The organism is Comamonas piscis, assembly GCF_014109725.1.
Taxonomy (GTDB): Bacteria; Pseudomonadota; Gammaproteobacteria; order Burkholderiales; family Burkholderiaceae_C; genus Comamonas; species Comamonas piscis.
Genome location: NZ_CP058554.1, coordinates 2,952,783 through 2,970,909, shown reverse-complemented (window position 1 = coordinate 2,970,909; position 18,127 = coordinate 2,952,783). Strand labels below are relative to the sequence as shown.

Here is an 18,127-nt window from a genome sequence, read left to right as displayed (position 1 = left end):
CCACCCCAGTCCGGCATGCCTGCGCAGCGCAATGCCCATGAGGTTTACATTCAGACACCGTCATCACGATTTGGAGATGGACAGCCGCACCGGGCCAAGCCCAGAATGGCTGACCCACGATCAGGAGACACAGATGCAGTTCATCCCCTATCTGAATTTTGATGGCCAATGCGCGGAAGCCATGGCCTTCTACGCCCAGCTGTTTGGCGGCCAGATCACCCACCAAATGCGCTTTAGCGATATGCCCCCCAGCGAAGGCATGCCGCCGCTGCCCCCCGAGGCGCAATCGCGCCTGATGCATGCCCATCTGCAAGTGGGCAGCCAGGCCATCATGGCCTCCGACACGCTGCCTGCCCTGCCCGGCGTCAGCGCCGAGAGCTGTGGCGGTGGCTACCTCAAGCCCCAAGGGATGTGGGTATCGATCGGCGTGGATTCCGCCGCCGACGGCGAGCGGGTGTTTGCCGGCTTGGCCGAAGGCGGCCAGGTCAGCATGCCCTTCGCAGCCACCTTCTGGTCGCCCGGCTTTGGCATGGTGACCGACCGCTTTGGTATCCCCTGGATGGTGAATGCGCAAACGCAACAACCTGCCGCCTGACCTATTCCGCAACCCTACAACCTAGCTTCTGAGCCGCCCACCATGTCTGTACAGCCCCATCCCCAGGATCTTGTGCTCAACCGCTTGATCAACGCCCCAGCGGCCACCCTCTTCCGCTGCTGGACCGAGCCGGCCCTGCTCACTCAGTGGTTTGTGCCCAAGCCCTGGACGATTGCCAGCGCCGAGGTGGATGTGCGCGTCGGCGGCGGCAGCCAGATTGTGATGTGCGACCCGCAGGGCAACCAGTACCCCAATGCGGGGGTGTACCTAGAGGTGGTGCCCAACCGCAAGCTGGTGTTTACCGATGCCTATACCGCTGGCTGGGTGCCCAGCGCCAAGCCCTTCATGACGGCCATCATCGCGTTTGAGCCCGAAGGGGACCAGACCCGCTATACCGCCACCGTGCGGCATTGGAGCGAGGAGACCCGCAAACAGCATGAGGCCATGGGCTTCCACACTGGCTGGGGCATAAGCACCGACCAGCTGGAGGCCCTGGCTGCCACGCTGTAGCCCTTTGTTTAGAGCAGCGCCGCTGGCGCTCAGGAGACCGCCATGCCCTATGTCGATGGATTTGTAATCCCCGTGCCCCTTGCCAATCTGGATGCCTACCGAACCATGGCCGAGGCCGCCGGCAAGGTCTGGATGGAGTATGGCGCGCTGCAGTACTGGGAATGTGTGGGCGACGATGTGCCGGACGGTGAACACACGTCCTTCCCGATGGCCGTCAAGCTGCAGTCCGATGAGGTCGCCTGCTTTTCCTGGATTGTCTACACCTCGCGCGCCGAGCGCGACCGTATCAATGCCGCGGTCATGGCGGATCCACGGCTGGCAGATATGCAGCCGGCCAATATGCCTTTTGATGGCAAACGCATGATTTTTGGTGGCTTTACGCCGGTGGTGCGGCTGGGCGGCTGAGCATCCCAACAGTCCTACGATCAGGCCAGCACCCCGGCCATGTCGACGCGCACCATCAAGCCTTTCAAGGCCTCGCTTTTGCGCAGCTGCAGTTGGCCGTCGTAACCCTGCACAATGTGCTGCGCAATCGACAGGCCCAAGCCGGTGCCAGCGACCGATTCATCAAAGCGTTTGCCCCGTTCGCCGGCCGCCTGCATTTGCGCGTCGGTCATGCCCGGGCCATCGTCTTCCACCAGCAGCATCAGGCCTTGGGCTGCGTTGCCCCGCACCGTCAAGCGCACCTGGGACGCCGCCCATTTGCCGGCGTTGTCCAAAAGATTGCCCAGCAACTCTTCCAGATCGGCCCGCTCGCCCCGCCACCACAGCGGGCTGCCCGCGTCCACCAGTTGCCAGTCCAGGTCGCTGGCCTGGTGCAGCTGTCGCAGCATCGCCAGCATCTGCTGTGCGCAGGCCAGCACATCGACTGGGAGGCCAGCACTTGTGCCATGCACCAGGGTCGCGTCGCTGAAGGTACGGGCCTGGTAGCGGTCAATCAGCCGCGCCATGGCCGTGGTTTGCTGCAGCACCATGGCAGCCGGCAGCGCATCGCCACTGCCCGCATGGGCCATCAGCAGCGACAAGGGTTTTTTCAGCGCATGGTTCAGGTCGGCCGCGTGCGAGCGTGAGCGCTCCACCACCTGGGTATTGCGCGCCAACAAGGCAGCCAATTCCTGCTGCAAGGGCTGCAAGTCTGCGCCCAGTGGCAGTTGCGCAATCTGTTCGGTGGCGGGCGCCGCCCCTGGCACCGGCTTGCCCAGGCTAGCGATCACATCCACCAAGCGCTTGAGCGGCGCCAGCCCTACCCGCAGTTGCAGCCATACCAAGGCCCCCATGACCAGCAGCAGCATGGCGCAGGTGATGGCGAGAATCTGGTCGATTCTGCGCAAGCTGGCCATCAGCGGTTGCGCCGGCCCATAGACCTGCAGGTACATCGGTGCCGCACCTGCACTCAGCTGCACCGCAAAATGCTGCACCAAGAGCGGCTCCTTTTGCGGGCCCACCGCCTGCTGTAGCCGTTCGCTGCCCCACAGGGTGCCGGGGCTGATAACCAGATCCGGCTGGTCCCACAGCGAGCGTGAGCGGGCCAGCACCAGCGGGGTGGCAGCGGTGCGCAGTTGCGCAGCGGCCTGGCCCTGGAGCTGCCAGTACCAGCCCGAGAAAATCGCGCTGAACTCGTCACTCCCGCCAGCGGTCTCCTGCACCCGGCCATCGGGTAGCAGCGCCAGCCTGGCGTTGATGCGCTCGGACTTTTCCTCCAAGGTGCGAGACATGCTGCCCAGCAAGCTGGCATGCACCTCATAGCGCAGCCACCAACCGCCCAGCACCATCACCAGCAAGCTGGGCCCGATCACCAAGGCAGCGATGCGCGCGGCCAGCGACCAGCGCCGCGTGGGCATCCGCGCAGAGGCAGGGCTGAGGAGTAAGGCCATGGCGCTGGGTTAATAGCGGCGCTAGCCGGGCGCGTTGAGGCGGAAGCCCTGGCCCCGCTCGGTCACCAACAGATCCGACTGCTGCAGCTTGCGCCGTATGCGGCCAATCAGCACATCGAGGGTGTTGGAGTCCGGGTCCAGATCGCGGGCATAGACATGTTCGCTGATCTCGGTGCGCGAGAGCACACGGTTGGGGTGGTGCATCAGGTAGGCCAGAATCTTGTGCTCCTGCGCCGTCAGCTGCAGCCCCTGCCCATCCTGCGAAAAGCGGCCTGCGGTCACATCGTATTCCAGGCAGCCAGCGCGCAGCACGGTGGCGGCACTGCCGGCGGTGCGGCGCAGCATGGCGCGCAGGCGCAGCACCACCTCGTCCAGCATAAAGGGCTTGGTCAGGTAGTCGTCGGCACCGGCGCCAAAGCCGGCGACCTTGTCGCTCCAGCGGTTGCGCGCGGTCAGGATCAGCACCGGCCACTGGCAGCCGGCCTCGCGCCAGTCGCGCAGCACCGTCAGCCCGTCGCGCTGGGGCAAGCCCAAGTCCAGCACGGCGGCATCGTACTGCTCGGTGCTGCCCGCAAACGATGCCGCATCGCCATCGGCCTCCACATCGACCGAAAAACCGGCACGCACCAGCGCCTGCTCCATTTGCGCGGCCAGCTCGGCATCGTCTTCAACCACCAGAATTCGCATCGGCCCTTAATCCTCGACTTTTTGTTTAAGCACCTGCAGGCTGCGGGCATCCACCTTCAGCTCCAAGGTGCTGCCATTGCTTTGCAACAACTCGATTTCGTAATAAGACGCCTGGCTCTCGTCGTGTTCCAGCTCCACCTCCAGCACCTGGCCCGGAAAACGCGGCGCCAGTGCCTGCAACACCTCGTCCACCCGCTTGAGCGGTGCCGGGTTGCGGCCCTTGATTGGGGCAGACGGCAGCACCTGGCCGGTGGCGGCATCCATCACCAGCTTGCGGTAGCCCTGCTGGTCTGCGCTCAGTTTGATTTCATACACGCCCCGGCCCTGGTTGTCGCGTTCAAACTCCACATCGGTGATGCGGCTGGCGTGTTGCTGCGCCAGTTTGGCCAGGTACTGGGCCAGCTCGGCCATGCCCAGCGCCTGCGAGCGGTCCTTGGCCACGCGCTGCACCGTCTGGCCCGTCGCCGCGTCAATCAGCAGCTCTTGCTTGAGGCCCTGGTTGTCCACCAGTTTGACCTCGTAGCGCAGCTCACCCTTGGGGCCGCGTTTGGTCTCGACATCGACTACGCGTCCGGACTGGGTTGCGGCGATCTCGCTCAGAATGGCCGACAGCGGCTTGTACTGGCCGGTGGCCACCGCCGCCCGCACGGCATCATGCTCGGCCGCCTGGCCGGTGCCGACCAGCAGCAAGGCGCCGACCAGGGACCATGCAGCAATGCGAGAAAAGCGGGGTTGAATTTGCGCCATGGCAGGCATTATGACAAGCGTCATTAAACAGACCATGAACGGTCGCTTCACAGTACGTTTAGGCCGGTTTTTCAATACTTCAGTCCATGACGAATCAGCACCGGCTGGTTTGCATGCCACAACATTGAAGGGATTGAACCATGAAGAAGACCACCATCGCCTGGATCCTGGGTGCCGCCAGCGTCGCTGCCAGCCTGCCATTTGCCGCCCAGGCCTACAACGCCCAGGAAGTGCTCAACAGCATCCACGCCAGTGGCCTGGTTGCCGCGCAAGATCTGGAAAAGCAATACGGCTACTGGACGGCCAAGGCCACCCAGCAAGACGGCAGCCGCGCCTATGTTCTGGTCAACGACGCTGACGGCAGCCTGGTTGCGCTGCGCAAGGCCGAGCTGGGTACCACCCACCCTGGCGCCAGCCAGGTCACTGCCAAGCTGCAGGCCATGGGCTATGGCCAGATCAAGGAAGTGGAATTTGACGACGGCTTTTGGGAAGCCAAGGTGCGCGGTGCCAACGGCATCAAGCAAAAGCTGGTGCTGCACCCGGTGAGCCTGGAGCTGCTGTCCCAGCCCGGCCAACCCGCCCCCACCCCAGGCGCCGGTGCAGGCAACGCGATCTTGAGCGCAGTGCAAATCCACCAGCTGCTGACCCAAGCAGGCTACACCCATATCCATGACCTGGAGCTGGATGACGGCATCTGGGAAGCCGATGCGATCAATGCCCAGGGTTTCCGCGTGGACCTGAAGATCCACCCCGAAACCGGCGCGGTGCTGCGTGAAAAGCTGGACGACTAAGTCGGCCACCCGGTTCGCCACGGCGGCCTGATTAAAAGCATAAGGCTGAGCCCGGTGGGGTTCAGCCTTTTTTGCATGGGCGCCAAACCCAACGGGGTTGAGCTTGGGGGTCTAGCGGGAAGGTTTAAGCCACTTTGGGCGGCGTGCGCTGGCGCAGCGCTTCATACAAACACACGCCGCTGGCCACTGACACGTTGAGGCTCGAAACCGCCCCCATCATCGGGATGCCGATCAGCTCGTCGCAGGTTTTGCGGGTGAGCTGGCGCATGCCATCGCCCTCAGCGCCCAGCACCAAGGCCACGGGGCCCTTCAGGTCGACCTCGTACACGGTGTTGGGGGCATCGTCGCTGGTGCCGATGACCCAGATGTTGCGCGCCTTGAGCTCCTTCAAGGTGCGTGCCAGGTTGGTCACCATAAAGTACGGCACCGTCTCGGCCGCACCACTGGCCACCTTGGCCACCGTGGCATTGATGCCCACGGCATGGTCCTTCGGAGCGATCACCGCATGGACACCGGCGCCATCGGCCACACGCAGGCAGGCACCGAGGTTGTGCGGGTCGGTCACGCCGTCGAGCACCAGCAGCAGCGGCGATGCGACACCGGCTTCTTCCAGGTCGTCGAGCAGCTCATCCAGGGTACGGGTATCCCTGATCTCTTCGACACGGGCCGCCACACCTTGGTGGCCATGCGAGCCCGCCAGCTTGGCGATGCGCGGGGCATCCGCCTCAATCAGGCGCACACCCGCCTCTTGGGCGCGCTCCAGGAACTGACGCATACGCGCGTCGCGGCGCGTGGTCTCGAAATAGACTTCGATAATCGATTTGGGCGCAGTCTTCATGCGCACACCAACGGCATGAAAGCCGAACAACACTTTGGGGGATGACATAGGGCAGCATTATCGCTGCTTGCCCATACCCCGGGGGCGCAGCGACAATCGACCGCAAGGGCGAAAGCCGCGCCTTGGAAAACCTTTTTATATTTGCGACGCTCATTGCCCATGACCTCTACCGCTTCCGCGGCCTTTGCGGCCCACCTGATCGATGTGCATGGCAGCGACGATGCGCCGCCCGTACCTGAGCCTCATTTGCAGCCCCTGCTGTTTTTGCAGCACCTGTACCGGGTAGCAGTGCGCGATGCGCTGCCGCTGGAAGGCCTGCGCAAGCATTTGCCGGCGGTTCCCAAGGGCCGCACCTTGGTGGTAGGCGCTGGCAAAGCCGGCGCGGCGATGGCGCAAGCGCTGGAGCAGCTTTGGCCCCTGCAAGCGCCGATATCCGGTCTGGTGGTTACCCGCTATGGGCATATTCCACCCCGCCCGCCGGGCCTGGCCCAGCGCATTGAGGTGGTGGAAGCCGCTCACCCCGTACCGGACGCCGCCGGCCTGCAAGCGGCGGAGCGCATGCTGGCCCTGACCGCAGGGCTGACGGCCGACGACCTGGTCATTTGCCTGATCTCAGGCGGCGGCTCCGCCTTGCTGACCCTTCCGGCCGAGGGCCTCAGCTTGGCCGACAAGCAGCGCATCAACCGCGAATTGCTGGAGAGCGGCGCCCATATTGGCGAGATGAACTGCGTACGCAAGCACCTCTCGCGCATCAAGGGTGGGCGCCTCGGGGCCGCCTGCCACCCAGCGCAGGTCGTGAGCCTGCTGATCAGCGATGTGCCGGGTGATTCGCCAGCCGTCATCGCCAGCGGCCCGACGGTGCCGGACCCCAGCACCTGCGCCGATGCGCTGGCGATTTTGGAGCGCTACGGCATTGCGGTGCCAGACTCCGTGCGTGCAGCGCTGCACAGCGGCGCGCTGGAGACGCCCAAGCCCGGTGACCCGCGCTTTGCCGGCCACCAGGTGCAGCTGATCGCCACCCCGCAGCAGTCACTGCAAGCGGCTGCCGCTGCCGCGCGCGATGCCGGCATTGCCTGCCATGTACTCAGCGATGAGATGGAGGGCGAATCGCGCGAAGTGGCCAAGGTGCACGCTGCCTTGGCCCGCGCTGTGGCCCTGCATGGCCAGCCATTTGCCCGGCCCTGTGTGATTTTGTCGGGTGGCGAGACCACCGTAACGGTGCGCAAGCTGGCCGAGGGCATCGAACGGGGCCGGGGTGGGCGCGCCGGTGAGTTCTGCCTGGGTTTGGCACAGGCACTACAAGCCGTGCCAGGTGTATGGGCGCTGGCGGCCGATACCGACGGCATTGATGGCGTAGAGGACAACGCCGGTGCCGTCGTCACGCCAGACACTTTGGCACGTGCCGCCGCCCTGCAGTACAAGCCAGCGGCCTACCAGGACCGCAATGACAGCTATGGCTTTTTTGGGCCGCTGGGTGATCTGGTAGTGACGGGGCCCACGCATACCAATGTGAACGACTTCAGGGCCCTGCTCATTCTTTAGCTTATTCAGTCGGTCATGAAAAAGCGGCCAGCTTGAACTGGCCGCTTTGCACTGTCTTTGTCGGATCGCCGGGCCGCTAAATCAGCGGCTGCCAAACCGCCCACGGCAACCGCGCGTGACCCAGATGCGGCGTGCACGATCGTCATAGCCCCAGGTATAGCCCTCACGGCAGCTATCGCTGGAGAGTTGCTCCAGCAGCACCGGACGGCCCCAGCGCGCATTCCAGTCGCAGCTGTTGTCGCGGCGGTCATCGCTGCTGCAGGTCAGCTCGCGGCCTTGGCCATAGCCAGGGCTGGGACGGCCACCGCCATACCCGCTGCTGATGGCAAAATCGGCACGGCAGCCACGGCTCACCCAGACCATATCGCCGCGCTGGCCCCAGGTGCGGCCCTCGTCGCAGCGAGAGTCGGAGAGCTGGCGGGCGACCTCGACCCGGGCGCCACGCGGAATGGCGCATTCACGCATACGTTCATCATTGCTTTCGCAGCGCACCAGCTGGTTGTTGCTGCCACCACCGCCGCCGCCCCAACCGCCACCACCACGGCTATCGGTAAAACGGGCGCGGCAGCCGTCCGTCACCCAGACCACACCGCCGCCACGGCGGCCCCAGCTGCGGCCCTCCACGCAGGCAGCGCTGGACAAGGTTTGGCTGATCACTGGATCGCGGAAGGGTGTGCGGCACTCCTGCGTGCGGCCGTCATTGCTCTCGCACAGCACCTCGGTATTGCTTCCGTACTGGGCCTGGGCCGCCGGGGCGATGGCCGCCAGTGCCAGCGCGATGGCGCCCATTGCTGCGCCGCTCCATGGTTTATTCAGCATGTGCTCTCTCCTCGTTATGGTCCTGAATGGGGGCCAAGGTTAACCTGAAATCAGCGCTGATTTTGTAAGCAAATTCAGCAAAAAAGGCGAGCCGCAGCTCGCCCAGGCGGATAGCAATATGTCTCTGCTTATGGCATCACAGGCGGCGTGTACGCCAAGGTCTGCCCCAGGAACCACAGCAGGAACAGCACCACGGGGATATGCACCAGCAGCTGCAGAAAGGTGAAGCCGATGAGATCCCGCGCCTTCAAGCCCAACACACCCAACAGCGGCAGCATGTAGAACGGGTTGATCAGATTTGGCAGGGCCTCGGCAGCGTTATAAATCTGCACGGCCCAGCCCAGGTGGTACTGCAGGTCGTTGGCCACCTGCATCACATACGGCGCCTCGATGATCCACTTGCCGCCGCCTGACGGGATGAAGAAGCCCAGGATGGCCGAGTACACGCCCATCAGCAGCGCATAGGTGTCATGCGTGGCGATCTGCGTGAAGAAGGTCGAGATGTAGTGCGCAATGGTGTGGCCATCGACGCCCCTGACCTCGGTCATGATCGCAGCAATCGAGCCATACAGCGGGAACTGGATCAGCACGCCGGTGGTAGTGGGCACGGCACGGGCGACCGCATCCAGAAAGCTACGCGGGCGCCAGTGCAGCAAGGCACCGACCATCAGGAAAATCAGGTTGTAGGTGTTGAGGCCCGAGATCGCCTGGATCGCCGGCTTGCTAGAGAACTCCTCCACCATCCAGCCCACCGCCAGCAGCACCAGAAAGATGATCAGCAAGGGGCTGTGCTCCAGCCATTCACCGGGGCGGGTGGGCTTGCTCACCGGTTGCGCCTCGGCGCTGATGTCCACCTGGCAGGCGGCAGCGTCTTTGGCGCTGGATGCGCCGGGCGCAGTCAGGTAAGCGATCAGCAGCGAGATCAGCACGAGGACCAGCAGCATCACGCCCGATTGCCACAGAAAAATCGTCTCGGTAAAAGGAATCACACCGGTGATCGCCAGAATGGACGGCGGCAAGCTGGCCGGGTTGGCCTGCAGCTGCGCGGCCGACGAAGAAATGCCCAGCGCCCAGACAGCGCCCAGACCCAGGTAGGCTGCAGCACCGGCGGCGCGGTAGTCCATTTTCAGATCTGTACGGCGGGCCAGTGCCTTCACCAGCAGGCCACCAAACACCAGGCTCAGGCCCCAGTTCAGCAAGGATGCGACCATCGAGATCAGCGCCACCCAGGCCACCGCGCTGCGGCCATTGCCTGGCACCTTGGCCAATGCCTCAATCAGCCGCGATGCCGGCTTGGAGCTGGCCACCACATAACCACCAATCACCACAAAGGCCATTTGCATCGTGAACGGGATCAGGCTCCAAAAGCCCTTGCCAAAGGCCTTGCTGGTGTCTTGCACCGGCACGCCAATCGCCAGCGCAGCCAGCACCACAATCGCAATCCCCACAACCGCAAAAACCCAGGAGTCAGGAAACCACTTCTCCGCCCAGGCCGCACACCGCATCGCAAACCGCGCGGAGCGGCTCTCTTCCAATTGCACCGACATAGTCGCCTTTCCGTCTCAATCTTTGTAAATCAAAAGCGCGGCGATCATCTCATGCGCCCAGGTCAATTTCGTTACGTGCGACTACGTACCGCCATGCGAAATGGTCAGAATGGCGATGCGACAGCTGCCATGCGGACGCAAAAAAGCCCCCTGCATGGCAGGAGGCTCGTTGGGGAGTGCGAAGCGGCTTAAACCGCTGTCAGACCCGCTCGGCCACCCAGGCCTGAACGCCCGCCAGCGCTTGCGCCAGGCCGGCTGGGTTGGTGCCGCCAGCCATGGCCATGTCGGGCTTGCCGCCGCCCTTGCCGCCCACTTGCTGGGCGACAAAGTTCACCAGGTCACCGGCTTTCAGCTTGCCAATGCTGTCCTTGGTCACGCCTGCGGCCAGTTGCACCTTGTCGCCGTCGATAGCCGCCAACACGATGGCAGCGGTGCCCAGCTTGTCCTTGAGCTTGTCCATGGTGTCGCGCAGCGCCTTGGCATCGGCGCCATCCAGGGTGGCAGCCAGCACCTTGATGCCCTTGACGTCCACGGCCTGGCCAGCCAGCTCGTCGCCCTGGTTGGATGCGAGCTTGCCCTTGAGCTGGGCCAGTTCCTTCTCCAGCGCCTTGATCTGGTCGAGCGCGCCACCAATGCGGTGGTTCAGCTCGGCCACGGGGGCCTTCAAGGTCGCGGCGGCTTCGTCCACCGTCGACTCCAGGGTCTGCAGGTAGGCCAGCGCGTTCTCGCCGGTCACCGCTTCAATACGTCGCACGCCAGCGGCCACGCCGCCTTCGGCCACGACCTTGAACAGGCCGATATCACCCGTGCGTTGCACATGGGTGCCGCCGCAGAGTTCGCGGCTGGTACCGATGTCCAGCACGCGAACGGTTTCGCCGTACTTTTCGCCAAACAGCATCATCGCGCCGGTCTTCTGTGCGCTCTCGATGTCCATCACGCGCGCACCCGTTGGCGTGTTCGCCAGGATCTCGGCATTCACGCGCTTTTCGATCTCGCGCTTTTGCGCATCGGTCACGGGGCTGTTGTGCGCAAAGTCAAAACGGGTGCGGTCGGCATTGACCAGGCTGCCCTTTTGCTGCACATGGTCGCCAAGCACTTCACGCAGCGCCTTGTGCATGATGTGGGTGACGGAGTGGTTGCGCATGGTGGCGGCGCGTGCGCTCTGGTCCACAATAGCGATCACATCGTCGCCTACCGACAGGCTGCCTTCCTTCAACTTACCGTGGTGACCGAACACGTCAGACTTGATCTTCTGCGTGTCCTCCACCATGAAATAAGCTTCACCCGCGCGATTGGCAAGCTTGAACACACCTTGGTCGCCCACCTGACCACCGCTTTCCGCGTAGAAAGGTGTGATGTCCAGAACCACGATAGCCTGCTCGCCCGCTTTAATCTCCTGACGAGACTCGCCATTGACGTACAAAGCCACCACGGCGCCCGTGTCTTCCAGGTTCTCGTAGCCGGTGAATGCACTGGCCGCGCCGGTGTATTCCAGCGCGCGGTCCATCTTGAACTTGCCCGCTGCACGGGCCTGGCTCTTTTGCTGCTCCATCGCGGCATGGAAGCCGGCCTCGTCCACGCTCAGGCCGCGCTCGCGCGCCACGTCGTTGGACAGGTCGAGCGGGAAGCCATAGGTGTCGTGCAGCTTGAAGGCCACATCACCGGGCAGCCCCTGGGCACCACCGGCCAGCGCGCTGTCCAGAATCTCCATGCCATTGGCGAGGGTCTCGAAGAAGCGCTCCTCCTCGACCTTCAGCACCTCGGTGATACGCGCCTCTTGCTCGCGGATCTTGGGGTAGGCATCGCCCATCACGGCAACCAGATCCTTGACCAGCTTGTGGAAGAAGGGGGTCTTCTGGCCGAGCTTGTAGCCGTGGCGAATCGCGCGGCGGATGATGCGGCGCTGCACATAGCCGCGACCTTCGTTCGACGGGATCACGCCATCGGCCACCAGGAAGGCGGTGGCGCGGATGTGGTCGGCGATCACCTTCAGCGAAGGGGTTTCCAGATCTTCGATATGCGTCTCGCGTCCAGCGCCCTTGATGAGGGCCTGGAACAGGTCGATTTCGTAGTTGCTGTGCACATGCTGCAAGATGGCGGCCAGGCGCTCCAGGCCCATGCCGGTATCCACGCAAGGGGCTGGCAGCGGCTTGACCGAGCCGTCTTCGGCCATGTCGAACTGCATGAACACGTTGTTCCAGATCTCGATGAAACGGTCACCATCTTCATCGGGCGAGCCTGGAGGGCCACCGGCAATGTGCGGGCCGTGGTCGTAGAAGATCTCGGAGCAGGGGCCGCAAGGGCCGGTGTCGGCCATCATCCAGAAGTTGTCGCTCTTATAGCGGCCACCCTTGTTGTCGCCGATGCGGATCACGCGCTCCGGGGGCAGACCGATTTCCTTGGTCCAGATGTCGTAGGCTTCGTCGTCTTCTTCGTAGACGGTCGCCAGCAGCTTCTCTGCCGGCAGCTTGTAGACCTCGGTCAGCAACTCCCAGGCCCACTTCAGCGATTCGCGCTTGAAGTAGTCGCCAAAGGACCAGTTGCCCAGCATTTCGAAGAAGGTATGGTGGCGCGCGGTGTAGCCCACGTTTTCCAAGTCGTTGTGCTTGCCGCCCGCGCGCAGGCAGGTCTGCACGCTCGTCGCCCGGGTGTAGGGGCGCTTGTCGGTGCCCAGGAACACATCCTTGAACTGCACCATGCCGGAGTTGGTGAACATCAGCGTCGGGTCGTTGCCGGGAACCAGCGGGCTGGACGGAACAATGGTGTGCCCCTTGGACGCAAAAAAGTCCAGGAAGGTCTTGCGGATCTCAGCGACGGAAAAAGTGGGTGTACTCATGGTGTCAGGCAGTGGTGGCGCCTGCCCGGCTTCCCCTGAAGCGGTGCGGGCGCGAATCTTCCATTATAGGGTTTGGTGTTATCCAGAGGGGGCCGCATTGCCTAGCACCAAGGGCGCATGGCACAGCACAGCTACCCGCAGCTAGCCGCTGTTTATTGGGGAACGGGCAAAGGCGCAGCCTTGCGCTTGCCCTCTTGCTCCTTCATGCGCTTGTCATGGGCTTCCAGGCGGCGCTGCGCCGCCTCTTGCTTGGCGTCAAATTCCTCTTGTGCCGCGCTGATGTTGTCGGCGCGCTCTTCGTTGTGCCGCTGCTGCGTGCGCTGCTTGCTGTCAACCTTGCCAGCCTGGCTGGTAGCACGGTGCGCGGCATCCTGCTCGCGGCGCTGCTGCTGCTCGGCCATGCCCTCGGCATTGCGCTTGGGGCCATGGCTGCTGCGCTGGGCGGCCTGTTCATCGTGCTCTTTTTGGCGCTGCTCCAGATCAGGCTGGCTCAAGGCACCGCCATCAAGCGGCGGGTGCTTGCGCTCAAAATCATTTTGCTTGGAGGCACGGGAATCACGCTGGTTGGCAGTTTTCTCGTCCCGCTCTTGCGCGTTGATGGCCAGCTCGCGCTGGCGCAGTGCGCGCTCTTCGGTGTTGTACTGGCGGCGCACTTTCTGCAGGCAGTCGGTAACCGCAAAGTGCTGGTAGCAGATCTTTTCGTTGTTGGCCAGGCGCGCTTCGCTGTCCTTGCGCTCGGAGGCGATGTGTGCGCGGGCCTGTGTGCGATCTTGCGCGGTCGTGGCCTTGCTGGTGGCGGCCTGGGCCAGGCCACCAGCGGCCAGCAGCAGCGCCAGGGTCAGGGTGTTCAAACGAGGCATAAAACCCTCTCTTCTCTCAAGTCAGCGCGGTATCAACCACGCGTCGCTCCAGCGACAAATACTCCTGCGACTGCATCTCGTTGAGGCGCGAGACGGTGCGCGGAAACTCATGGGACAGCGGCCCCTCGGTGTAGAGCTGCTCGGGAGGCACGGCGGCCGACAAGATCAGCTTGACCCGGCGGTCGTAGAGCACATCGATCAGCCAGGTGAAGCGGCGCGCAGGCGAGGCCATGTTGACAAACATCTGCGGCACATTGGACAGCAGTACGGTGTGGAACTGGGTGGCCAGCTCCAGGTAGTCGTTTTGCGAGCGCGGGTTGACGCAAAGCTCATGGAAATCAAACCAGATCACACCGCCAGCACGGCGGCGCGGCTTGAGCTCACGCGATTCGATCTTGAACACCGGCTTTTCATCGGGCACCTCGGCGAGTGTCGCAAAGGTCTGCTCCATCGCCGCATCGGCCTCGGGCCCCAGCGGCGTGTGGTAGAGCTGGGCCAGCTCCAGCGCACGGCGGCGGTAGTCGGTACCGTTGTCGACGTTGATCACATCCATGCGTTCGTTGAGCAGGTCAATCGCCGGCAGGATGCGGTCGCGGTGCAGGCCATCGGGGTAGAGGCCATCGGGTGTGAAATTGGAGGTGGTGACAAAGCCCACGCCGTTGTTGAACAGGGCCAGCAGCAGGCGGTAGAGGATCATCGCATCGGTGATGTCCGCCACATGGAACTCATCAAAGCAGATCAGCTTGTATTTTTTGGCGATCTTGGCGCCCAGCACATCGAGCGGGTCCTGCGTGCCTTTGAGCAAGGTCAGCTCGCGCTGCACCTCGCGCATGAACTCATGGAAATGCAGGCGCACCTTGCGGCGCAGTGGCACGGCATTGAAAAAGCAATCCATGATGAAGCTCTTGCCGCGCCCCACCCCGCCGTACATGTACACGCCTTTGGGGATATCGGGGTGGTTGATCAGCTTCTTGAGCGGGTTGGAACGCTTGTTCTTGTACACCTCCCACTCGTCGGCACAGCGCTGCAAGGCGTCCACCGCACGCATCTGTGCCGGATCACTTTGAAAACCCTTGGCCTTGAGTTCGGCCTCGTATGCATCTCTTACCGCTGTACCCATGGGTGTCTCAATCTCTTGTTGCTATAAGAACCTGTTTACGGCCTTCTAAATGACATAGCCTCTGGCGCAGAACCGATCTGCACCAGAGGCTATTTTCGCCTAAAACTTCAGGATCAGAAATTCAAGGTGCGCTTGTCCACGGCCAGGGCCGCTTCCTTGGTCGCTTCCGACAAGGATGGGTGGGCGTGGCAGATACGGGCGATGTCTTCGCTCGAAGCCTTGAACTCCATGGCCACCACGGCTTCCGAGATCAGCTCCGAGACCATCGGGCCGACCATGTGAACGCCCAGGATTTCGTCGGTCTTGGCATCGGCCAGGAACTTGACCATACCGGTCGTGTCGCCCAGCGCACGTGCGCGGCCGTTGGCCAGGAACGGGAAAGTGCCCGCCTTGTAAGCCACGCCGTCAGCCTTGAGCTGCTGCTCGGTGCGGCCCACCCATGCGATCTCGGGGCTGGTGTAAATCACCCAAGGGATGGTCGCAAAGTTCACATGGCCGTGTTGACCGGCAATGCGCTCAGCGACGGCAACGCCCTCTTCCTCGGCCTTGTGGGCCAGCATCGGGCCACGCACCACATCGCCCACCGCCCAGACGCCGGGCAGGTTGGTCTTGCAGTTTTCGTCCACGACGATGGCACCGCGCTCGTCCAGGGCCAGGCCCACGGCTTCGGCAGCCAGGCCGATGGTGTTGGCCACGCGGCCGATGGACACGATCAGGCGGTCCACATCCAGCTGCTGGGCTTCACCCTTGGCATTGGTGTAGCTGATCTGCACGCCCTTCTTGTCGGCCTTGATCTCGCCAACCTTCACGCCCAGCTCGATCTTCAGACCTTGCTTGTCGAAAGACTTCTTGGCTTCCTTGGCGATTTGGTCGTCCACAGCGGACAGGAACTTGTCCATGCCTTCGAGCACCGTCACTTCGGTGCCCAGACGGCGCCAGACCGAACCCATTTCCAGGCCGATCACGCCAGCGCCGATGAGGGCCAGCTTCTTGGGCGCAGCGCCCAGGCGCAGGGCGCCGTCGTTCGACAGAATGCGCTCTTCATCGAATGGCGTGCCAGGCAGTGCGCGGGCATTGGAGCCGGTGGCCACAATGATCTGCTTGCCGGTGATGGACTCTTCTTCCTTGCCAGCGACCTTGATTTCGTAACCGCCATCAACGGCCTTCACGAAGGAGCCACGGCCGTGGAAGAAAGTGATCTTGTTCTTCTTGAACAGGTACTGGATACCGTCGTTGTTCTGCTTGACGACAGTGTCCTTGCGGGCAATCATCTTGGCCACATCCATGCTCACCTTGCCGGTGGAGATGCCGTGGTCTGCAAAGTGCAGGTTGGCATGCTCGAAATGCTCGGACGACTGCAGCAGCGCCTTCGAGGGGATGCAACCCACGTTGGTGCAGGTGCCGCCCAGTGCCGGGCCGCCAGCGGCGTTCTTCCACTCGTCGATACATGCCACTTGCATGCCCAGCTGGGCTGCACGGATGGCAGCCACATAGCCGCCGGGGCCGCCGCCGATCACGACGACATCAAATTGCTTGCTCATGATTAATCCAATGGTGTTAGTTCAAAACTGCCCTGGTGCAATGCCACACCGAAGAGGCCCGTTTTGGAGGTCAGTTGTTCGTCGTTCTGCCGACCGAACGACAAGGTCGTGCCAGGATGCGTGCGGCAGACAAACATGAAGGAGCCGGACTCCAGACATGCGATCTTGCCGCCCGCACGCATCGCCGCCCAGCCCATCTCTTCATAGCCCTTGGCCTTGAAAGGGATGAGCGGCAGCGGCGCACCGGGCTCGCCAACAAAGGAAATGGCCCATTGCGGGCCATTTCCGTCCGCCTTTGCGCCTGGCACCTCCTTGGCAGAGGTGATGGGGCGAATGCGAACCTGTGCCGGTGCGGGGATTCCGCGTCGTGCGGCCTGCGTGCCCGCCGCCCACTGGAAGCGGTAATCACCGCTCCAGCTCTGGGCTGCCACATCCTGCGCAGCAGGACGGGGCATGGTGCCGCAGGCACCCAGCACCAACGCAGAGGCCGCAGCAACCAAGGCGCGTAGCATCACTGCCCGGCTACCTGATTACAGGTCGAACAGCAGACGCGATGGATCTTCCAGCGCATCCTTCATCGCCACCAGGCCCAGCACGGCTTCGCGGCCGTCGATGATGCGGTGGTCGTAGGACATCGCGAAGTAGTTCATCGGACGCACCACGACTTGGCCGTTTTCAACCACGGCGCGGTCCTTGGTGGCGTGAACGCCCAGGATGGCCGATTGGGGTGGGTTGATGATGGGGGTAGACATCATCGAGCCGAAGGTACCACCGTTGGAGATGGAGAAGGTGCCGCCGGTCATGTCTTCGATGCCCAGCTTGCCGTCTGCCGCCTTCTTGCCGAATTCAGCAATTTTCTTCTCGATGTCGGCGAAGCTCATCTGGTCTGCATTGCGCAGGATGGGCACCACCAGACCGCGTGGCGAGCCCACGGCGATACCGATGTCGAAGTAGCCGTGGTAGATGATGTCGCTGCCATCGACCGAAGCGTTCAGCACGGGGTACTTCTTCAAGGCGTGCACAGCCGCCTTTACGAAGAAGGACATGAAGCCCAGCTTCACGCCGTGTTCCTTGGTGAAGTCGTCCTGGAACTTCTTGCGCAGGGCCATCACGGGCGCCATGTTCACTTCGTTGAACGTGGTCAGGATCGCGTTGGTCGACTGCGATTGCAGCAGACGCTCGGCGATACGGGCACGCAGACGGCTCATCGGCACGCGTTGCTCTGGGCGCTCGCCCAGATCTTGGGCAGCGGCAGGCGATGCCACTTGCGGCAGCGACTTGGTAGGTGCGCCGGTGGGGATCGCCGCAGCGGTGGACTTGACGCCACCAGCCACAGCGGCCAGCACATCACCCTTGGTGACGCGGCCGTCCTTGCCGGATCCGGCCACAGCGCCGACTGCTAGGTTGTTGTCAGCCAGCAGCTTGGCAGCAGCAGGCATGGCCACATCGCCCTTGTTGCCACCAGCGGCTGCGGGTGCAGCAGCAGGGGCTGGAGCGGCAGCGGCGGGTGCAGGTGCTGCGGCAGCGGGGGCTGCAGCGGCACCAGCCACGGCTTCGGTATCGATCTTGGCGATCAGCTGCTCAGCGATCACAGTGGCGCCGTCGCCTTGCACGATCTCGGTCAGCACGCCAGCAGCGGGGGCTGGCACTTCGAGCACGACCTTGTCGGTTTCGATCTCGATCAGGATTTCGTCGACAGCAACAGCTTCGCCGGCCTTCTTCTTCCAGGTCAGCATGGTGGCTTCAGCGATCGACTCGGACAGCTGGGGGACTTTGACTTCTACGATGGCCATATCAATTCTTTCTGTATTCGTTAAATG

The 18,127-nt window shown here is 63.2% G+C and carries 17 protein-coding genes; 5 read left to right on the top strand and 12 right to left on the bottom strand.

The features are described 5' to 3' along the window. Positions 1-133: 133 nt before the first annotated feature. The 3 genes from HS961_RS13370 to HS961_RS13360 are packed head-to-tail and all read left to right on the top strand — an operon-like array spanning position 134 to position 1,510. Positions 134-595 carry a VOC family protein gene (locus HS961_RS13370; RefSeq protein WP_182322712.1) on the top strand — a complete coding sequence of 154 codons (462 nt, stop codon included), beginning with the start codon at positions 134-136 and terminating at the stop codon, positions 593-595. Between the two features lie 42 nt (positions 596-637). Beyond that, positions 638-1,105 carry an SRPBCC family protein gene (locus HS961_RS13365; RefSeq protein WP_182322710.1) on the top strand — a complete coding sequence of 156 codons (468 nt, stop codon included), beginning with the start codon at positions 638-640 and terminating at the stop codon, positions 1,103-1,105. A gap of 42 nt (positions 1,106-1,147) precedes the next feature. Beyond that, on the top strand, positions 1,148-1,510 hold the full coding sequence (locus HS961_RS13360; RefSeq protein WP_182322708.1) for a DUF1428 domain-containing protein: 363 nt from the start codon (positions 1,148-1,150) through the stop codon (positions 1,508-1,510). A 20-nt stretch (positions 1,511-1,530) separates the two neighbouring features. Here the strand turns inward: HS961_RS13360 and HS961_RS13355 are convergent, their stop codons facing one another. The 3 genes from HS961_RS13355 to HS961_RS13345 are packed head-to-tail and all read right to left on the bottom strand — an operon-like array spanning position 1,531 to position 4,413. After that, positions 1,531-2,979 (bottom strand): sensor histidine kinase, encoded by a 1,449-nt coding sequence (locus tag HS961_RS13355; protein WP_182322705.1) that lies wholly within the window; start codon positions 2,977-2,979, stop codon positions 1,531-1,533. Positions 2,980-3,000: 21 nt separating this feature from the next. Beyond that, the gene (locus tag HS961_RS13350; RefSeq protein ID WP_182322703.1) at positions 3,001-3,666 is read right to left on the bottom strand and encodes a response regulator transcription factor; all 666 of its coding nucleotides are present in this window, start codon (positions 3,664-3,666) and stop codon (positions 3,001-3,003) included. Positions 3,667-3,672: 6 nt separating this feature from the next. Continuing rightward, complete coding sequence (locus tag HS961_RS13345; protein ID WP_182322701.1) at positions 3,673-4,413, bottom strand: PepSY domain-containing protein; 741 nt, start codon at positions 4,411-4,413, stop codon at positions 3,673-3,675. A gap of 140 nt (positions 4,414-4,553) precedes the next feature. Here HS961_RS13345 and HS961_RS13340 point away from each other — a divergent pair, with 140 nt between their 5' ends. Then, positions 4,554-5,204, top strand: a complete 651-nt coding sequence (locus tag HS961_RS13340; RefSeq protein ID WP_182322699.1) for a PepSY domain-containing protein — start codon at positions 4,554-4,556, stop codon at positions 5,202-5,204. A gap of 124 nt (positions 5,205-5,328) precedes the next feature. Here the strand turns inward: HS961_RS13340 and rlmB are convergent, their stop codons facing one another. Next, the gene (rlmB, locus tag HS961_RS13335) at positions 5,329-6,090 is read right to left on the bottom strand and encodes a 23S rRNA (guanosine(2251)-2'-O)-methyltransferase RlmB (RefSeq protein ID WP_182322697.1); all 762 of its coding nucleotides are present in this window, start codon (positions 6,088-6,090) and stop codon (positions 5,329-5,331) included. 111 nt (positions 6,091-6,201) lie between these two features. On the opposite strand from rlmB, the gene HS961_RS13330 reads away from it, so the two are divergent. Continuing rightward, positions 6,202-7,584, top strand: coding sequence for a glycerate kinase type-2 family protein (locus HS961_RS13330; protein ID WP_182322695.1), 1,383 nt, complete (start codon positions 6,202-6,204; stop codon positions 7,582-7,584). An 81-nt stretch (positions 7,585-7,665) separates the two neighbouring features. Here the strand turns inward: HS961_RS13330 and HS961_RS13325 are convergent, their stop codons facing one another. The 8 genes from HS961_RS13325 to odhB all read right to left on the bottom strand — a co-directional run bounded on the left by HS961_RS13325 (position 7,666) and on the right by odhB (position 18,100). Continuing rightward, positions 7,666-8,403, bottom strand: a complete 738-nt coding sequence (locus tag HS961_RS13325; RefSeq protein ID WP_182322693.1) for a DUF3011 domain-containing protein — start codon at positions 8,401-8,403, stop codon at positions 7,666-7,668. A 128-nt stretch (positions 8,404-8,531) separates the two neighbouring features. Further along, positions 8,532-9,950, bottom strand: a complete 1,419-nt coding sequence (locus HS961_RS13320) for a short-chain fatty acid transporter (RefSeq protein ID WP_182322691.1) — start codon at positions 9,948-9,950, stop codon at positions 8,532-8,534. A 199-nt stretch (positions 9,951-10,149) separates the two neighbouring features. Continuing rightward, positions 10,150-12,786 carry an alanine--tRNA ligase gene (gene alaS, locus HS961_RS13315; RefSeq protein WP_182322689.1) on the bottom strand — a complete coding sequence of 879 codons (2,637 nt, stop codon included), beginning with the start codon at positions 12,784-12,786 and terminating at the stop codon, positions 10,150-10,152. Positions 12,787-12,938: 152 nt separating this feature from the next. Continuing rightward, entirely contained in the window at positions 12,939-13,646 is a 708-nt protein-coding gene (locus HS961_RS13310; protein WP_182322686.1) for a hypothetical protein, read from the bottom strand. Between the two features lie 16 nt (positions 13,647-13,662). Further along, entirely contained in the window at positions 13,663-14,766 is a 1,104-nt protein-coding gene (gene zapE / locus HS961_RS13305) for a cell division protein ZapE (protein WP_182322684.1), read from the bottom strand. Positions 14,767-14,879: 113 nt separating this feature from the next. Beyond that, positions 14,880-16,307 (bottom strand): dihydrolipoyl dehydrogenase, encoded by a 1,428-nt coding sequence (gene lpdA / locus HS961_RS13300; RefSeq protein WP_182322682.1) that lies wholly within the window; start codon positions 16,305-16,307, stop codon positions 14,880-14,882. A 2-nt stretch (positions 16,308-16,309) separates the two neighbouring features. After that, complete coding sequence (locus HS961_RS13295) at positions 16,310-16,819, bottom strand: hypothetical protein (protein ID WP_182322680.1); 510 nt, start codon at positions 16,817-16,819, stop codon at positions 16,310-16,312. A gap of 18 nt (positions 16,820-16,837) precedes the next feature. Beyond that, positions 16,838-18,100, bottom strand: coding sequence for a 2-oxoglutarate dehydrogenase complex dihydrolipoyllysine-residue succinyltransferase (odhB, locus tag HS961_RS13290; RefSeq protein ID WP_182322678.1), 1,263 nt, complete (start codon positions 18,098-18,100; stop codon positions 16,838-16,840). Between the last annotated feature and the right edge of the window lie 27 nt (positions 18,101-18,127).

Coding starts and splice junctions, on each gene's coding strand:
- HS961_RS13370 (WP_182322712.1), top strand. CDS start 134: ATGCAGTTCATCCCCTATCTGAATTTTGATGGCCAATGCGCGGAAGCC.
- HS961_RS13365 (WP_182322710.1), top strand. CDS start 638: ATGTCTGTACAGCCCCATCCCCAGGATCTTGTGCTCAACCGCTTGATC.
- HS961_RS13360 (WP_182322708.1), top strand. CDS start 1,148: ATGCCCTATGTCGATGGATTTGTAATCCCCGTGCCCCTTGCCAATCTG.
- HS961_RS13355 (WP_182322705.1), bottom strand. CDS start 2,979: ATGGCCTTACTCCTCAGCCCTGCCTCTGCGCGGATGCCCACGCGGCGC.
- HS961_RS13350 (WP_182322703.1), bottom strand. CDS start 3,666: ATGCGAATTCTGGTGGTTGAAGACGATGCCGAGCTGGCCGCGCAAATG.
- HS961_RS13345 (WP_182322701.1), bottom strand. CDS start 4,413: ATGGCGCAAATTCAACCCCGCTTTTCTCGCATTGCTGCATGGTCCCTG.
- HS961_RS13340 (WP_182322699.1), top strand. CDS start 4,554: ATGAAGAAGACCACCATCGCCTGGATCCTGGGTGCCGCCAGCGTCGCT.
- rlmB (WP_182322697.1), bottom strand. CDS start 6,090: ATGTCATCCCCCAAAGTGTTGTTCGGCTTTCATGCCGTTGGTGTGCGC.
- HS961_RS13330 (WP_182322695.1), top strand. CDS start 6,202: ATGACCTCTACCGCTTCCGCGGCCTTTGCGGCCCACCTGATCGATGTG.
- HS961_RS13325 (WP_182322693.1), bottom strand. CDS start 8,403: ATGCTGAATAAACCATGGAGCGGCGCAGCAATGGGCGCCATCGCGCTG.
- HS961_RS13320 (WP_182322691.1), bottom strand. CDS start 9,950: ATGTCGGTGCAATTGGAAGAGAGCCGCTCCGCGCGGTTTGCGATGCGG.
- alaS (WP_182322689.1), bottom strand. CDS start 12,786: ATGAGTACACCCACTTTTTCCGTCGCTGAGATCCGCAAGACCTTCCTG.
- HS961_RS13310 (WP_182322686.1), bottom strand. CDS start 13,646: ATGCCTCGTTTGAACACCCTGACCCTGGCGCTGCTGCTGGCCGCTGGT.
- zapE (WP_182322684.1), bottom strand. CDS start 14,766: ATGGGTACAGCGGTAAGAGATGCATACGAGGCCGAACTCAAGGCCAAG.
- lpdA (WP_182322682.1), bottom strand. CDS start 16,307: ATGAGCAAGCAATTTGATGTCGTCGTGATCGGCGGCGGCCCCGGCGGC.
- HS961_RS13295 (WP_182322680.1), bottom strand. CDS start 16,819: ATGCTACGCGCCTTGGTTGCTGCGGCCTCTGCGTTGGTGCTGGGTGCC.
- odhB (WP_182322678.1), bottom strand. CDS start 18,100: ATGGCCATCGTAGAAGTCAAAGTCCCCCAGCTGTCCGAGTCGATCGCT.